Raw genomic sequence first — 15,546 nt, 5'->3', positions numbered from 1 at the left:
AGACAGGCGCGGGAGACGGTACCCTCGCGGGGTGAATTCACGGCTGGATGTGGTCGCGCGGGTGCGCGGCTCCGTCGTGGGTTCAGTGTCCGGCGCGGTCAGCATCGCCGCGCACGGTATCGCCGGAGGCGGGATGCCCCCGAGTGACGGCGCGGTGGTGTTGCTTCTCGCCGCGTGCGCCGCGGTCGGCGCGTCGGTCGCCGCTATCCGGGTGGCCAGCCGCGAATGGTTGTACGTGCTGTCGGTGCTCGCAGCGGGCCAGTTGATCGGCCACACGACGCTGGCGTTGACGGCGCATCATGCGCACGGCCTGGGACTGTCCACTCCGATGATCGCCGCGCACCTCGCCGCCATTGCGGTGGCCGCGGTGCTGGTTCGCGCCGCCGAACGTGCCTGTCTGAGGGCCCTGGCGGCGCTGACGCGCATCGTTCTCGCCGTCCTGGCCCCATTGCAGGTCGATACCGGCACCTGGTCGGCGACCCCGGTCTACCGCGCGAAGCTGTCGTTGTGGCTGCTGGTCGCCGCGGGCGCCGGCACCCGCGGACCACCCGCACTCGTCTAGTCGAACCTCTCACCGCCCTCCCGGCGCACACGGAAAAGACGTGTCGCTCGCCGGTCGGCGGCGTGTTCTCACACGGCACCAGCAGACTCCCGGCGAGTCCCGGTGCCGATCCCTTCCCGAGGCGGAACATCCTCACCTCGAGTTGCCCAGCGCACCCCCGACGTGCGCGGCCTCGACGGCGCAGGCTGCCCGCCTCACCCGAACTCGAATCGAGACCGTCATGTCCATTCCCGAACTCGAACGCGACAAACCCGTCGCGCCCGCCCCGTCCTCGCCGCCGCGCAGTGTCCGGCCACTGATCCTGCGCCTGCACTTCTACGCGGGGATTCTGGTGGCACCGTTCCTGATAATCGCCGCCGTCAGCGGCGGCCTCTACGCCCTCGCGCCGTCCGTCGAGCAACTCGTCTACCGCGACTACCTGCATGTCGACTCGGCCGGCCCCGACCTGCCGATGTCCGAGCAGGTGCGGGCCGCGCAGCAGGTTCGCCCGGACCTCGCCGTGGCGGCCGTGCGCCCGGCGACCGAAGCGGGTGAGACGACGCAGGTGATGTTCACCGACCCCGGGCTGGGCGAATCCGAGCGACTCGCGGTCTTCGTCGATCCCGCCACCGCGCAGCCGAAGGGCGAACTGGTGGTGTACGGCAGCAGTGGGGCGCTGCCGATGCGGACCTGGATTTCCCAGTTGCACCGGCATCTGCACCTCGGTGAGCCCGGCCGTATCTACAGCGAGCTCGCCGCGTCGTGGCTCTGGGTCATCGCGCTCGGCGGTGTGTACCTGTGGGTGCAGCGGTACCGCACGACCCGGGCCCGGAACGCGGACGCCGCCCGGCTGTGGACGCTCGACCGGTCGAGCCGCGGACGCAACCGCACCCTCAGCTGGCACGGGGTGGTCGGGATCTGGATCGCGGTCGGTCTGGTGTTCCTCTCGGCGACGGGCCTGACCTGGTCGCGGTACGCCGGCGAGAACGTCGGCGAACTCCGCTCCGCCCTGAGCTGGACCACCCCCAAGATCGACAAGAAACTGGACTCGGCTCCGACTACCGGCGGCGCTGCCTCGGGCGGCCACGACGGGCACGGCGCCGGGCACACCCCCGCGTCGGATCCGGGGATCCTCGACACGAACGTGGGCGAACTCGACACCGTCCTCGACGTGGCCCGGCGCAGCGGTGTCACCGGCGCCGTCGAGGCGACCGTGCCCGCGGACGCGGGCACCGCGTTCACGGTCACCCAGACCCGCGAACCGTGGCAGTTCTCGACCGACTCGATCGCCGTCGACGGGGCCACGGGAACGGTGACGGACGTGTCGCGGTTCGCCGACTGGCCGCTCGCCGCGAAGCTGACGTCCTGGGGCATCGCCCTGCACATGGGGTTGCTGTTCGGTCTGCTCAACCAGCTGATCCTGGCCGCTCTCGCGGTGGCGTTGCTCGCCGTGATCGTCCGCGGCTACGTCCTCTGGTGGCGGCGCAGGCCCACCCGAGGCACTGCCCGGGCGGTGGGCAGGCCGCCGGCGCGCGGCACGTGGCGTCGCATCCACCCGGTCGCGGCCGTGACCGGAGTCGCCTGTGTCGTCCCCGTCGGCTGGTTCGTCCCGCTGCTGGGACTGAGCCTCGTCGCGTTCCTGCTCGTCGACGTCGCGGTCGGCGCCCTCGGCCGTACCCGGGCCGGGTGATCGACAGGGGCACCCGCGCGGTCACGCCTTGGGAACCGGGTGCCCCTCCGACGCCTGCACGACGACGACGCCGCTTCCGGTGAGGCACAGCTGGTACGCCTCACCGGACCCGCGGCCGATCGCGGCGGCCATCTTCGCGGTCTTGCGGATCGTCGAGTGCAGGCCGGTCGACCACAGCACTGCACTCTGCATGTCGACGAAGGTGGGGGTGTCGACGTCCAGGACGACGGGGGTGCCGTAGACGGTGACGGCGAGGACACCGCTCCCGGTGAACGTGGTGTTGAACAGTCCGCCGCTGAGCATCGACGCGCCCTCGACGCGGTGGATGTCCCAGCTCAGGGAACTGTCGAACGCGAGGACGTTCGAACCGTTGACGGTCACCGACTCATCCTCGAGTTCGAGCAGGAAGATCTCGTCGGCGTCGCGGGCGAGGAACACGTCACCGCTGCCGGACACCTTCATCAGCGACATGCCCTCACCGGTGAGCGCCTTCTTGAAGAATTTCCCGACGCCGCCGCTGCCCTCGTACGAGAAGTCGACGTCACCCTGGTACGCGACCATCGCGCCCTGCCGGGCGAAGAAGTGGCCACCGGTTCCGGTCAAGTCCACCTTGAGCATTCGGGGATTCTGGAGCACGAAGGTGCCCGGTTCTCCATTGCGTTCCGCGTTCTGCATCAGGTCGCTGCGCATGCTCCGATCGTATCCGCCGCGTCAACGAATCCACTCCGGTCCGGGCCCGCTGGCTTCCTCGAAAATCAGCCACGTCTTGGTCGCCTGCACACCTTCGAGGCTCTGCAATCGTTCGAGGACGACGTGACGCAGTGCGCTGTTGTCCGGTGCGCGGACGAGGACGAGAACGTCGAAATCGCCGCCCAGTAACGAGAAGTGCTCGACGAACGGCAATGTCCGCAGTTGGGTGGAGATTCCCCGCCACGAGTCCTGCCTGATCGACAGGGCGATGAATGCGGACGAGCCCAGCCCCGCCTTGGAGTGCGAGATGCGGGTGGTGAAGCCCTCGATGATCCCGGCTTCCTGCAACCGTTCGATGCGGACGTACGCGTGGGCGCGGGAGATGTGGGCCTTCTCCGCCAGCGCGCGCATCGAGATGCGGCTGTCGGCGACGAGTTCCTTGATGATGCGTCGGTCGATCGCGTCGAGTTCGTACGTGTCCTCGGTGCCTTCGGCCATCTGTCCATCCCTGCTGTGGTCGCTCACGCTCCGGTGAGACATTCTGCCCCCGATTGGCCGATTCTAGGCCATTCGTCTCTGATTCTGCCCAGTCATTGTCGATAGGTCGTTCAGTTGCGAGCATTGACGAACACAATGCATCTGGAGGTAGTCGTGACGCTCGTAGAGCCGCCCCTGGCGAGGCCGTATCGGAAGTTCCTTCCCGCCGACACTGCGGTGCAGTATCTGGATTCGGCCGGCGCGCTCACCGAGAGCGAGGCCCGGTACCCGAGGCCGGGCGACGACCGTCTGGTGGAGATGCACCGGAACATGGTGCTGGGCAGGCGCTTCGATCAGCAGGCGACGGCACTGACCAAGCAGGGCCGGCTCGCGGTGTATCCGTCTTCGCGGGGTCAAGAGGCCTGCCAGATCGCGGCGGCGATGAGCCTGCGACCGACCGATTGGATGTTCCCCACCTACCGCGACTCGGTGGCGCTCGCCGCCCGCGGCATCGACCCGGTCGAAATCCTCAGCATGCTCGCCGGCGACTGGCACTGTGGCTACGACCCCGCCGCCCATCGCAGTGCACCCCAGTGCACCCCGCTGGCCACCCAGTTGCTGCACGCCACCGGTGTGGCGTACGGCGAACACCGCAAAGGAAACGACACCGTCGCGCTCGCGTTCTGCGGAGACGGCGCGACCAGTGAGGGCGACTTCCACGAGGCCCTCAACTTCGCCGCGGTGTTCCAGGCCCCGGTGGTGTTCCTGGTGCAGAACAACGGTTTCGCGATCAGTGTGCCGCTCGCCCGGCAGAGCGCCGCACCCACGTTGGCGCACAAGGGCGTCGGCTACGGAATCGGCAGCGAGCAGGTCGACGGCAACGACCCGGTCGCCATGCTCGCCGTGATGGACGAGGCAGCGAACTTCGTCCGGGCCGGTAACGGACCGGTCATCGTCGAGGCCCACACCTACCGGATCGACGCGCACACCAACGCCGACGACGCCACCCGCTACCGCGATTCGTCCGAGGTGGAGCAGTGGCTCGGACGCGACCCGCTGACCCGGCTCGAGAAGTATCTACGCGGCCGGAACCTGCTCGACGACGCTGCCGTCGACACGTTGACCGCCGAGGCCGACACCGCCGCCGCGGCCCTGCGCGCCGGAATGAACGTCGACCGTCCCCACGACCCGCTCGATCTGTTCCGGCACGTCTTCGCCGAACCCACCCCACAGTTGCGCGAACAGCAGGCCCAGGTGCAGGCCGAACTGGCCGCCGAAGCCGAGGAGCACTGAATCATGCCCACACTCACCATGGCTCAGGCCCTGAACACCGCACTGCGTGATGCGCTCGCCGCGGACGAGAGCGTCGTCGTCTTCGGTGAGGACGTCGGCACCCTCGGCGGCGTCTTCCGGGTCACCGACGGGCTGACCCACGACTTCGGCGACGACCGCTGCTTCGACACCCCGCTCGCCGAATCCGGCATCATCGGCTTCGCCATCGGCATGGCGATGGCCGGGTTCACACCCGTCGTCGAGATGCAGTTCGACGCGTTCGCGTACCCGGCGTTCGAGCAGATCGTCTCGCACGTCGCGAAGATCCGGAACCGCACCAAGGGCGCGCTGTCGGTACCGATCGTCATCCGGATCCCGTTCGCCGGCGGCATCGGCGGCGTCGAGCATCACTGCGATTCCAGCGAGGGCTACTACGCGCACACCCCGGGGCTGAAGGTGGTGGCCCCGTCCACCGTCGAGGACGCCTACACCCTGCTGCGGGCGGCGATCGACGACCCGGACCCGGTGATCTTCCTGGAGCCGAAACGGCTGTACTTCTCCCGCGCCGACGTCGACCTCGCGGTGGGCGCGCCTCTCGGGCAGGCCGCCGTCCGCCGTCCGGGACGAGACGCGACCCTCGTCGCCTACGGTCCGTCGGTGACCGTCGCGCTCGAATCCGCCGAGGCCGCCGCGGCGGAAGGGCACGACCTCGAGGTGATCGATCTGCGGTCGATCGTGCCGTTCGACGACGAGACGGTCATGGCGTCGGTCCGGAAGACCGGTCGGTGCATCGTCATCCAGGAGGCGCAGGGATTCGCCGGTGTCGGCGCCGAGATCGCCGCCCGCGTCCAGGAACGCTGCTTCCATCACCTGCACGCCCCGGTGTTGCGGGTCAGCGGATTCGACATCCCGTACCCGGCGCCGAAACTTGAACGCCTGCACCTGCCGAACGTCGACCGTGTCCTCGACAGCGTCGACCGCTTGCAGTGGAACGATTCCGCCGACACCCGATGGGCGGTGACAGCATGAGCGGCCAGGTCTTCCTGCTCCCCGACCTCGGGGAGGGACTCACCGAGGCCGACATCGCCGAATGGCGAGTCCGGGTCGGCGACACCGTCACCGTCGACCAGGTGGTCGTCGAGGTCGAGACCGCCAAAGCCGCGGTCGAGGTACCGATTCCGTTCGAGGGCACGGTGATCTCCCTGCACGGCGACGAAGGCTCGACACTGAAGGTCGGCACCCCGCTGATCACCGTGAGCAAAACGCCTGCCGCGCACGAGCAGTACCGCGAGGAAGAAAGGGCCGGCTCGGGCAACGTGCTGATCGGGTACGGCACCAGTGAGGACACCGGTCGGCGCCGGCGTCGTGTCGCCGCGAACCGCGAAGTCGCGCAGGCCCCCACGGCTTCTGCGACGCGGGTCATCTCGCCGGTCGTCCGCAACCTCGCGCGGCGGAACGACCTCGACCTGTCGCGGCTGCCGGGCAGTGGTCCCGGTGGTGTGATCACCCGCGCCGACGTCGAGCGGGCGCTCACCACCACGCCCGAGTCCCCTGACGTGCAGAGGATACCGATCACGGGCCTACGTAAAGCGGTCGCCGACAAGCTGTCCACGAGCCGCCGCGAAATTCCGGACGCGACGACGTGGGTCGATGTGGACGCCACCGAACTCGTGCAGGCCCGCCGCACGATCAACGCCGCACTGACCGAAGACGACAAGGTCAGCCTGATGGCACTGCTCGCCCGCCTGGCGCTCGCGGCGCTCGCGCGATACCCGGAACTGAACTCGACCGTCGACACCGAACGAGGCGAGATCGTCCGATACGGGCATGTGCACCTGGGCATTGCGGCGCAAACCCCGCGCGGGCTGGTCGTCCCGGTGATCGAGAAGGCCGACTCGCTCACGACCGTCGACCTTGCCCGGCAGCTGCGGGACACCACGGAGCTGGCCCGTGAGGGGAAGCTCCCGCCGTCGCGGCTGACCGGGGGCACGTTCACCCTCAACAACTACGGTGTGTTCGGTGTGGACGGTTCGACCCCGATCATCAACCATCCCGAGGCCGCGATCCTCGGTGTGGGTCGTATCGTCGACAAACCGTGGGTCGTGGACGGGCAGTTGGCAGTCCGGAAGGTGATGCAGGTGTCGCTGAGTTTCGATCACCGGGTGTGTGACGGCGGCGTCGCAGGCGGGTTCCTCAGATCGTTCGCCGACTTCATCGAGAATCCGATCACCATGCTGGGGAGGCTGTAGGTGACCGGCACACACAGCGACGTCCTGATCCTCGGCGGCGGTTCCGGCGGCTACGCCTGCGCGTTCCGGGCCGCGCAACTCGGGCTGTCGGTCACGCTGATCGAGGGGGACAAGATCGGCGGAACCTGCCTGCACCGGGGCTGCATCCCCACCAAGGCGCTGCTGCATTCCGCCGAGATCGCCGACGCCGCACGGACCGGTGCGGAGGTCGGCGTGCGAACGACGTTCGACGGCATCGACATCGACGCGGTGCACCGGTACAAGAACGGCACGATCGATCGCTTGCACAAGGGGCTGCGGGGCCTGGTCGCGCATCATGCGGTGTCCGTCGTGCACGGGCACGGAAAGTATCTCGGAGACAGAACGATCGAGGTGGACGGAACCCGCTGGACCGGGACGTCCGTGGTGCTGGCCACCGGGTCCTACGCCCGGACCGTTCCGTCCATCGAGCTCGGTGAGCGCATCGTCACCAGCGACGACGCCCTGAACCTCGGGTTCGTCCCGGAGAAGGCCATCGTCCTCGGGGGCGGCGTGATCGGTGTCGAGTTTGCCAGTGTCTGGGCGTCGTTCGGCGCGGACGTGACCATCGTCGAGGCACTGCCTCGCCTGGTCGCGGCGGAGGATCCGTGGTGCTCGACGCAACTCGAACGCGCGTTCCGCAAGCGCGGGATCTCCACTCGTACGGGCGTCACGGTCGCCGTTGTGAAGGAAACCGCGGACGGCGTCCTCGTGGAACTCGACGGCGCCGACACCCTCGAGGCGGACATAATGCTCGTCGCGGTGGGGCGGGGGCCGCGCACCGGAGACTGCGGATTCGCCGAACACGGCATCACCCTCGACCGCGGGTTCGTCGCCACCGACGACCGGCTCCGCACCCCCGTCGACGGCGTGTATGCCGTCGGGGACATCGTGTCCGGACTTCAGTTGGCGCACCGCGGTTTCCAGCAGGGTATCTTCGTCGCCGAAGAGATCGCCGGGCTCGACCCGGCCCCAGTCGCCGAGGATCTCGTTCCGCGGGTGACGTACTCACATCCGGAGGTCGCGTCCGTCGGCCTCACCGAGGACGCCGCCCGCGAACGGCACGGCGACGCGACGTCCGTGGTGTACGACCTCGCAGGCAACGGCAAGAGCCAGATCCTGCGAACGTCGGGTGGGATCAAGGTCGTCCGGGCCGGGGACACCGGCCCGGTGGTGGGTGTGCACATGGTCGGCGACCGCGTCGGCGAACTCATCGGCGAGGCCCAGCTGACCGTCGCCTGGGAGGCTCTGCCCACCGACGTGGCGCCGTTCGTCCACGCGCACCCCACGCAGAACGAGGCGCTGGGGGAGGCGATGCTCGCGTTGTCGGGGAAGCCGCTCCACACGCACGGCTGAGCGCGGCGTCGTCGATGCGCCACCACGCGAAGCGGAACGGTGCCACTATCTGATGCGGAGCAGTTTCGCTCCCAGGTACACCACCCAGCTACGGAGGAATTCGCATCATGGACTGGACTCTCGAAGTGGTCGTTCTGCCCGTCGGTGACATCGATCGTTCCGTCGCGTTCTACCGCGACAAGCTCGGTTTTCATCTCGATCACGACACCACCAACGAGCACATGCACGTCGTTCAGCTGACGCCTCCCGGTTCGGGGTGTTCGATCGTGATCGGCGACCTCCCGTCGCACACGGAGATGGCACCGGGGTCGATGAGGGGATTGCAGTTGGTGGTGGCCGACGCGACCGCGGCCCGGCAGGAGTTGCTCGACCGGGGTGTCGAGGTCAGTGAGATCACCGTGTTCGACGAGCGCGACGGGGGAACGTTCTTCGGATTCGCCGATCCCGACGGCAATACGTGGGCGGTCCAGCAGATCAGGGCGCGGGCGGAGAAGCCGTTGATTCCGTCCACCCCGGCTCGGCTCAGCGGATAGGTTCGGTTCATGCTCATCTTGGGAACGACCGTGATCGGGGCACGCGACGTCGACCGCGCAGTCCGGTTCTGGACCGAGGCACTCGGATTGACCGCGAGCCCTCCGGTCGGCGACAACGACTTCACCAACCTGACGCGGCCCGACGGCCGACCGGTACTCGCGATCCAGCAGAGCGAACACGACGCGGAACCCGAGCCACGGCTGCACCTCGACCTGCACGCCCGCGACCGCGAGGATCAGGCCGCCGAGATCGAACGTCTCGTCGGTCTCGGCGCGCAGCGGGTGCCGTGGGACCGGTACCCGGAGGACTCGGACTTCGTGGTGCTGGCGGACAGCGAGGGCAACCGGTTCTGCGTCATCGACAACTCCCGCGCGCCTGAGGAGTGCCGGCTCGACCTGTCCTGAGCTGCCGGGCTACGCGGCTCCCGCGTACTGGGCGGGGCGGGGCAGCATCGGACGGCAGACGGCGCGCGGGATGCCGCACACCTCGAAGAAGTCGATCACGATCGATCGGACCTGCGCGGACACGACCGCTGCGGAGAACCCGGCCGAGATCTCCTGCTGCGGCAGTGAGCGCGCGAACCGTTCGAGTTCGTCGCTGAGCTGGATTTCGTTGGGCTTCGTCGCGGGAGTCGCGAGAATCATCAGCCGCATCCGGTCGGCGAGGTGCGCCAGTTCGGCGACGGCGGCCGCCAACTGCGGATCCACCCGCTCGCCGTCGTACGTGGCGATCAGGGCCCGCCGCACCAGAACCCGGGTGTTGCGTGCGGCGTTGTCGATCGGGTCCGCGATCGACGCGAGCCGGCCGATGCGGCGACGTCCCCGCCAGTGAATCGGCGAGATCCGTGCCACCTCGGATCCGGAGCGCAGTTCGACGCGCATGCTGTCGATGGTCGACTGCGTCGAACGGGCAAGTGCGAGAGCGTCCTCCAGCGCGGAGACATCACCGTCGGCCAGCCCCTTCGACGTCTGCCGGAGGGCCGCGGACACGCTGTCCAGCACCGCGGCGGCACACCGGCGCGTCCGTCGCACGGGGTCGGTGGGCAACACGGACAACGCCACCAGACTGAGCGCACCGCCGATCAACGCATCGACGACCCGATCGAACGGGTGCGCTGCGGTCGCGGACGCCATCGCCGCGACCAACGCCGCCGACGAACCCGACTGCAGCACGATCACCGAACCACCGTCGAGGAGCACCGCCAGAGACATGGCCACCGCCACCACGAGGCAGATCTGCCACGGGCCGTTGCCGATGTACCGCACGACGACGTCCGACACGATCGTTCCGATGGTGACACCGGCGATGAGTTCACCGGCGCGGCGGCTGCGGGCGCCACGCGCGACGCTCAGGCACACGACGGCGGCCAGCGGGGCCAGCAACGGCTGCTCGTGACCGGCCACCTCGACCGACACCCACCACGCCGCCCCCGCGGTGACCGCCGTCTGCGCAATCGGCACCAGGTACCCCGCGAAGCGAAGCAACGCGGTGCGCAGCGACGGCCACGCGGTGGAGCCGGCACGTCGGAGGAGGCCGAGAATCGAGATGAGCTGGAGCACAGTGGTACAGCTTTCTGGACGATCACACGCGGGCAGGAGCACGTTCACCGCAAATCCTGTCCTGAAATTCTTACGCGCGTGTAAAAGTGGCCCCTTTCATTGCGCAGATCACGTTCTGCCACGGGTTTCGGGCGATGCAGGTCACAACGGGTGAACGCGGTTTGGAATCTTCGTGATTCAAACCACTCGCCGGGGTCGTGAGCATCCGTACGATTCCCCCACATGTGCGGGGAAATCCTTTCTCCGTGAGTGAAGGGATTGCGCGCGTGCCCGAAGTGGGAAGTAACGGAACCGGTGGTGTCGACGGTCAGCAGCAGATCCCGTCGGGCGCGCGAGGGTACGACGGATTCGGCGGACGCATCGGGCGGACGAGCGCGGAGTCGACGCCGTGGTGGAAGCCGGAGACGAAGGCCCCGGCCGGAGCGCCGAACATCGTGGTGATCCTCATCGACGACATGGGCTATGCGGACATCGGGCCGTTCGGTTCCGAAATCGACACCCCCAACCTGAACCGGCTCGCCGACAGCGGCTACCGGCTGTCGAACTACCACACCACCTCGGTCTGCTCTCCGGCCCGCGCTGCGCTGCTTACCGGGCTGAACCCGCACCGCGCCGGATACGGCAGCGTCGCGAACTTCGACCCCGGCTTCCCCGGACTGCGGATGGAACTGGCCGACGACGCGCTGAGCCTCGCCGAGATCCTCCGCGCGAACGGGTACGCCACGCACGCGGTGGGGAAGTGGCATCTCGCGCGCGACACCAACCTCGCGCCGGGGCGCACCCGCGACTCCTGGCCGCTGCAACGCGGATTCGACAGCTACTACGGATCCCTCGAAGGGCTGAATTCCTTCTACTATCCGAACGAGTTGATCTCCGACAATTCGGTGGTCGACGTCGAGGAGTACCCGTCGGACTACTACGTCACCGACGACATCACCGACAAAGCCGTCGCGCGCATCAAGAGCCTGCGCGCACACGACGCCGACAAGCCGTTCTTCCTGTACTTCTCGCACATCGCCATGCACGGGCCGCACCAGGCCAAGCCCGAAGACCTCGCGAAGTACCGCGGCCGCTATGCCGAGGGCTGGGACGCCGTGCGACGCAACCGGTTCGATGCCCAGGTCGAGGCCGGCTTCTTCCCTTCCGGAACGCCGATCGCCGAGCGGAACACCGAACCCGGCTACGACGCCCCGCCGTGGGACGAGCTCACCGAAGAGGAGCAGTTGCGGTTCGCCCGGTACCAGGAGGTCTACGCTGCCATGGTCGACAGCATCGATCAGAGCGTGGGCCGGGTCCTCGACACCCTCGACGAACTCGGCGAAACCGACAACACCATCATCGTGTTCACCTCCGACAACGGCGGCACCGCTGAAGGTGGTGCGGCGGGAACCCGTTCGTACTTCAGCCAATTCGTGCACGGACCGGTGCCGTCCGACTGGGTGCGCGACGTCCCGCACGACGAGGAACTGATCGGCTCGGAGAAGATCGGCGTCCACTACCCGCGCGGGTGGGGTCAGGCCTCGAACACGCCGTTCCGGTTCTACAAGGGGCAGACGTTCGCCGGCGGTGTCCGGGTGCCGTTCCTGCTGTCCTGGCCCGCCGGGCTCCGGCGCGCCGATGGCGACACCGGGCTGCGCAAGCACTACTCCTACGTCACCGACATCACCCCGACCCTCCTGGACCTGGCCGGACTCGAGACGCCGACCCATCGGAACGGGCTTCCCGCGCAGGAGCGGGACGGCGTCAGCATCGCCGACGTCCTGCGGGACGCCGCGCAGCCCACCCCGCACACGGAGCAGTACGCCGAGTTCGGCGGTCACCGCGGGTTCTACCGGGACGGCTGGAAACTGCTGTCGCTGCACACGGATCCGACCCGGGTCGACGATCCGCAGTGGCAACTGTTCGACGTCGAATCCGACCCCGCCGAGACGGCCGACGTCGCACACCTCTTCCCCGAGAAGGTGCGGGAACTGGCCGAGGCATGGGATCGGGCGGCCTGGCACAACACCGTGTTCCCGATCCTCAACGACCGCAAGGCGGTGCAGCGCCGGCCCGACGAGCGCCGGCTCGCGGAACCGGTGAAGATCCTCGCGGGCACACCCACGCTGGAACGGTATCGGTCCAGTGTGCTGATCCAGTACCGCGACTTCACCATCGACGTCGCCACGCACGAGATCGCCGCAGGCGAGGAGGGAGTGCTCGTCGCGCACGGCGATCCGCACGGCGGTTACGTGCTCTACGTGGAGGACGGTCGAATCGTGCTCGCGGTCAACAGCTACGGCCGCGTCGCACGCACGTCGGCGCCTCTGGGCGAGGGTGTGGTCGGTGTGCAGGTGCGGGCCGAGGCGACCGAATCCGTCCGGTGGAACTTCACCGTCGCGCTCACCGATGCGGCCGGGGTGACCACCGACGTCGCCACCCTCGACGACCAGTTCCAGCTCGTCGGCATGGCGCCGTGGACCGGGATCTCGGTGGGCGTCGACGCCCGCGGACCGGTGGTGTGGGATCTGCGGGAACGGCGCGGGACGTTCCGATTCACCGGCCGACTGCGGTCGGTCACCTACACCCCCGGACCGGTGCGGGTGCCCGAACCGGTCATCCAGGAGGTCGAGGAGCTGGCCGAGGCAATGGCCGACTGACGGTCAGCTGTCGCCGCCGGAATCCTTCTTTCCGTCGGAGTTCCGGCGCCAGTGGGTGAAGCGTTCCTTGATGTCGGTCGCGACGTCGCCGACACCGTTACCGACGGCGTCGACCGTCGAGCCCAGTCCGCTGCCGATCTCGCGGAGCATCCGGATCAGCGGGTCGTTGGAGGCGTCGAAATTCTGCTTGTACGTCTTCGCGGCCTTGCGGAACTCTTCGCTGATCTTCGCGTCGTCGTCCTCGTGCCGGCGCGGATACTCCCCGCGCAGGATCGCGGCGTAGGCGCCGCTGTCGACCCATTTCTTCAACTCGGCGGCCCGCAGCACCGAGAACGGGTGGGCGAGCAGTTCGATGTTGAGGAGCTTGAGGACGCCGTCGCGGAGGTCCCCGCTGGCGTCGTACTCCGCGGCCTGGGCCAGAAAGGCGTCGGTGTCGATCTCACTCACCCGGGAACCGCCTGCCAGCTTCAGCTGCACGCGGAGGGCGGTGTGGACGTCCTGCCCGCACAACAATCCGGCACGGTCGCCGGACAGTTCGGACTTGCGCTGCCATTCCATGAGCGCGGCGATGATCGCCCGCAGCGCCCACCCGCCGATGGGCATCCAGCCGATGGTCCCGGCCAGCCGCATCAGATGCATGAGTATCGTGCGGTACACCGCGTGCCCGGACAGCGCATGCCCGAGTTCGTGACCGATGACGAACCGCTGCTCTTCGTAATTCATCACGTCGAGCAACCCGGTGGTGACCACGATGAACGGCCGGTCCATGCCGATGGTGAAGGCATTCACCACCGGGGTCTGCAGCACGAACAGCTCGGGGGTCTCGTCGGCGCCGAGGATCCGCACGCAGTCGCTGCGGAGGTCGTGGAGATCGCTGAACTGTCGTTCGTCGACGCGCACCGACGTGGCCAGGTACATCAGCCGGTGCTGACGCTCCTGCAGCAGACCCGAGATGGTCCTGAAGACGGTGTCGAACCCCGTCAGCGTGCGCAGGGTGACGAGCGCCGCCCGGTCCGCGGGGTGCTCCCACGCCCGCGAACTGATGTCTGGGAACGCCGTGCGAACGCGGTCTGGTGTGGTGGTCAAGTCGATCCCCCTGAGTTGGTGTGCGCGGTGAACAGCCCTCCCGGTCAGGGTAGCGCCGGGCGGTCGCGACGACGGTCGTGCTGGGCATTTTGCCAACCGCCGACCGCCTCGTCCGCTCCGTGAATGCGCAGGATGCTCGAGTTTGGTCACCGGTATTGCTCAAAGTGCGTTCCGATGGTCGACTGATGTGAGAGATCTGCACTCGAGACCTCGACGATGCGGTGAGGACGGTTCCCACAGGTCCGCCTGCCCGTCACCGCCGATCCGCCTCGCTCACGAACTGGGCCGAGGAGGATCGGATTCGGTGCCCGGAACTCACAGGCAAGGACGACACCATGAACGACGCCCGCACGATCGATGCCCACACGAACCAACTCGCCCCGCGCACGAGCACTCCGGAAGCACTCGTGGAGATCGAGCAGCGGGTGTTGTGGTTGGCGACGTCGATGATCCATCACGCCAACCGGGTTCGGCCGAATCCGTCGGGGTTGAAGGTGGGTGGGCATCAGGCGTCGTGTGCGTCGATGGTGTCGATCATGACGTCGTTGTGGTTCGAGCAGTTGCGGCCCGGGGATCGGGTGTCGGTGAAACCGCATGCGTCGCCGGTGTTGCACGGCATCAACTACCTGCTGGGGGAGTTGGACGAGAAGTATCTGACGACGTTGCGGGAGTTCGGTGGCCTGCAGTCGTATCCGTCGCGGGCGAAAGATCCGGATCCGGTGGACTATTCGACCGGGTCGGTGGGGATCGGTGCCACGGCCCCGATCTGGGGTGCGATCGCCCGCCGGTATGTGAACACTCAGATCGGTTCGGCGGGGACGGGCCGGCAGTACTCGCTGGTCGGGGATGCGGAGTTGGACGAGGGCGCGGTGTGGGAGGCGATCCTGGACACCTCGGTCGCCGAACTCGGGGAGATCGTGTGGATCGTCGATTTGAACCGGCAGTCCCTGGACCGGGTGGTGCCGAACATTGCCGCCGGCCGGCTCGAATCCATGTTTGCGGCGGCGGGGTGGCAGGTGATCACGGTGAAGTTCGGGACGCTGCTGGAGTCGTTGTTCACCCGGGCGGGTGGTCCGGCGCTGCGGTCGCGGATTTTGGACATGCCGAACCCGGAATACCAGCGGCTGTTGCGCTGCGACGCCGAACAGGTGCGGGGGCGGCTGCCCGGCGACGGCCCCGACGCCCCGGCGATCGCGGCCCTGATCGGCGAGTTGGATGACACCACCCTGCTGGCGGCGATCCGGAATCTGGGTGGGCACGACCTGGACGCGCTGCGGGCGGCGTATGCGCGGATCGATGACACCCGGCCGACGGTGATCATCGCGTACACGATCAAGGGTCGCGGCCTGCCGACGCAGGGGCATCCGCAGAATCATTCGTCGTTGCTGACGGTCGAGCAGTACGAGCAGTTGGCGGCCGAACTGGGGATGGATCC

13 protein-coding genes and 1 pseudogene are annotated in these 15,546 nt (G+C 68.1%); 10 read left to right on the top strand and 4 right to left on the bottom strand.

All coding sequences use genetic code 11. The features are described from left to right. Window positions 1–31 precede the first annotated feature (31 nt). Window positions 32–562 carry a hypothetical protein gene (locus ACFTZB_RS31085; RefSeq protein WP_378437361.1) on the top strand — a complete coding sequence of 177 codons (531 nt, stop codon included), beginning with the start codon at window positions 32–34 and terminating at the stop codon, window positions 560–562. 220 nt (window positions 563–782) lie between these two features. Then, complete coding sequence (locus tag ACFTZB_RS31080; protein ID WP_378437359.1) at window positions 783–2,231, top strand: PepSY-associated TM helix domain-containing protein; 1,449 nt, start codon at window positions 783–785, stop codon at window positions 2,229–2,231. 21 nt (window positions 2,232–2,252) lie between these two features. Here ACFTZB_RS31080 and ACFTZB_RS31075 read toward each other — a convergent pair whose 3' ends face one another. Next, window positions 2,253–2,921, bottom strand: a complete 669-nt coding sequence (locus tag ACFTZB_RS31075; RefSeq protein ID WP_378437357.1) for an AIM24 family protein — start codon at window positions 2,919–2,921, stop codon at window positions 2,253–2,255. A gap of 21 nt (window positions 2,922–2,942) precedes the next feature. Further along, the gene (locus ACFTZB_RS31070) at window positions 2,943–3,419 is read right to left on the bottom strand and encodes an Lrp/AsnC family transcriptional regulator (RefSeq protein WP_378437355.1); all 477 of its coding nucleotides are present in this window, start codon (window positions 3,417–3,419) and stop codon (window positions 2,943–2,945) included. Between the two features lie 135 nt (window positions 3,420–3,554). Between ACFTZB_RS31070 and pdhA the strand changes: the two genes are divergently transcribed. The 6 genes from pdhA (at window position 3,555) to ACFTZB_RS31040 (ending at window position 9,231) form a co-directional block, all read left to right on the top strand. Next, window positions 3,555–4,691, top strand: coding sequence for a pyruvate dehydrogenase (acetyl-transferring) E1 component subunit alpha (pdhA, locus tag ACFTZB_RS31065; protein ID WP_378437353.1), 1,137 nt, complete (start codon window positions 3,555–3,557; stop codon window positions 4,689–4,691). A gap of 3 nt (window positions 4,692–4,694) precedes the next feature. Next, entirely contained in the window at window positions 4,695–5,699 is a 1,005-nt protein-coding gene (locus ACFTZB_RS31060; protein WP_378437351.1) for an alpha-ketoacid dehydrogenase subunit beta, read from the top strand. Then, on the top strand, window positions 5,696–6,919 hold the full coding sequence (locus ACFTZB_RS31055) for a dihydrolipoamide acetyltransferase family protein (RefSeq protein ID WP_378437350.1): 1,224 nt from the start codon (window positions 5,696–5,698) through the stop codon (window positions 6,917–6,919). The genes ACFTZB_RS31060 and ACFTZB_RS31055 overlap by 4 nt, the downstream gene beginning before the upstream one ends. Further along, entirely contained in the window at window positions 6,920–8,293 is a 1,374-nt protein-coding gene (gene lpdA / locus ACFTZB_RS31050) for a dihydrolipoyl dehydrogenase (protein WP_378437348.1), read from the top strand. A 107-nt stretch (window positions 8,294–8,400) separates the two neighbouring features. Then, window positions 8,401–8,826 (top strand): VOC family protein, encoded by a 426-nt coding sequence (locus tag ACFTZB_RS31045; RefSeq protein WP_378437346.1) that lies wholly within the window; start codon window positions 8,401–8,403, stop codon window positions 8,824–8,826. A 9-nt stretch (window positions 8,827–8,835) separates the two neighbouring features. Next, window positions 8,836–9,231, top strand: coding sequence for a VOC family protein (locus ACFTZB_RS31040; protein WP_378437343.1), 396 nt, complete (start codon window positions 8,836–8,838; stop codon window positions 9,229–9,231). A 9-nt stretch (window positions 9,232–9,240) separates the two neighbouring features. Here ACFTZB_RS31040 and ACFTZB_RS31035 read toward each other — a convergent pair whose 3' ends face one another. After that, entirely contained in the window at window positions 9,241–10,386 is a 1,146-nt protein-coding gene (locus ACFTZB_RS31035; protein WP_378437341.1) for an aromatic acid exporter family protein, read from the bottom strand. A 275-nt stretch (window positions 10,387–10,661) separates the two neighbouring features. Between ACFTZB_RS31035 and ACFTZB_RS31030 the strand changes: the two genes are divergently transcribed. Then, a complete protein-coding gene (locus tag ACFTZB_RS31030; protein ID WP_378437364.1) occupies window positions 10,662–13,025 on the top strand; it encodes an arylsulfatase in 2,364 nt (787 codons plus the stop codon). A gap of 3 nt (window positions 13,026–13,028) precedes the next feature. Here ACFTZB_RS31030 and ACFTZB_RS31025 read toward each other — a convergent pair whose 3' ends face one another. Next, window positions 13,029–14,111, bottom strand: a complete 1,083-nt coding sequence (locus tag ACFTZB_RS31025; RefSeq protein WP_378437339.1) for a M48 family metallopeptidase — start codon at window positions 14,109–14,111, stop codon at window positions 13,029–13,031. Window positions 14,112–14,332: 221 nt separating this feature from the next. On the opposite strand from ACFTZB_RS31025, the pseudogene ACFTZB_RS31020 reads away from it, so the two are divergent. After that, window positions 14,333–15,546: pseudogene (locus ACFTZB_RS31020) on the top strand (pyruvate dehydrogenase); the annotation flags it as partial.

This window comes from Rhodococcus sp. NPDC057014 (genome assembly GCF_042673295.1).
Taxonomy (GTDB): Bacteria; Actinomycetota; Actinomycetes; order Mycobacteriales; family Mycobacteriaceae; genus Rhodococcus_F.
Note: the sequence above shows the minus strand (reverse complement) of the source record. Positions and strands in the feature narration are given on the sequence as shown.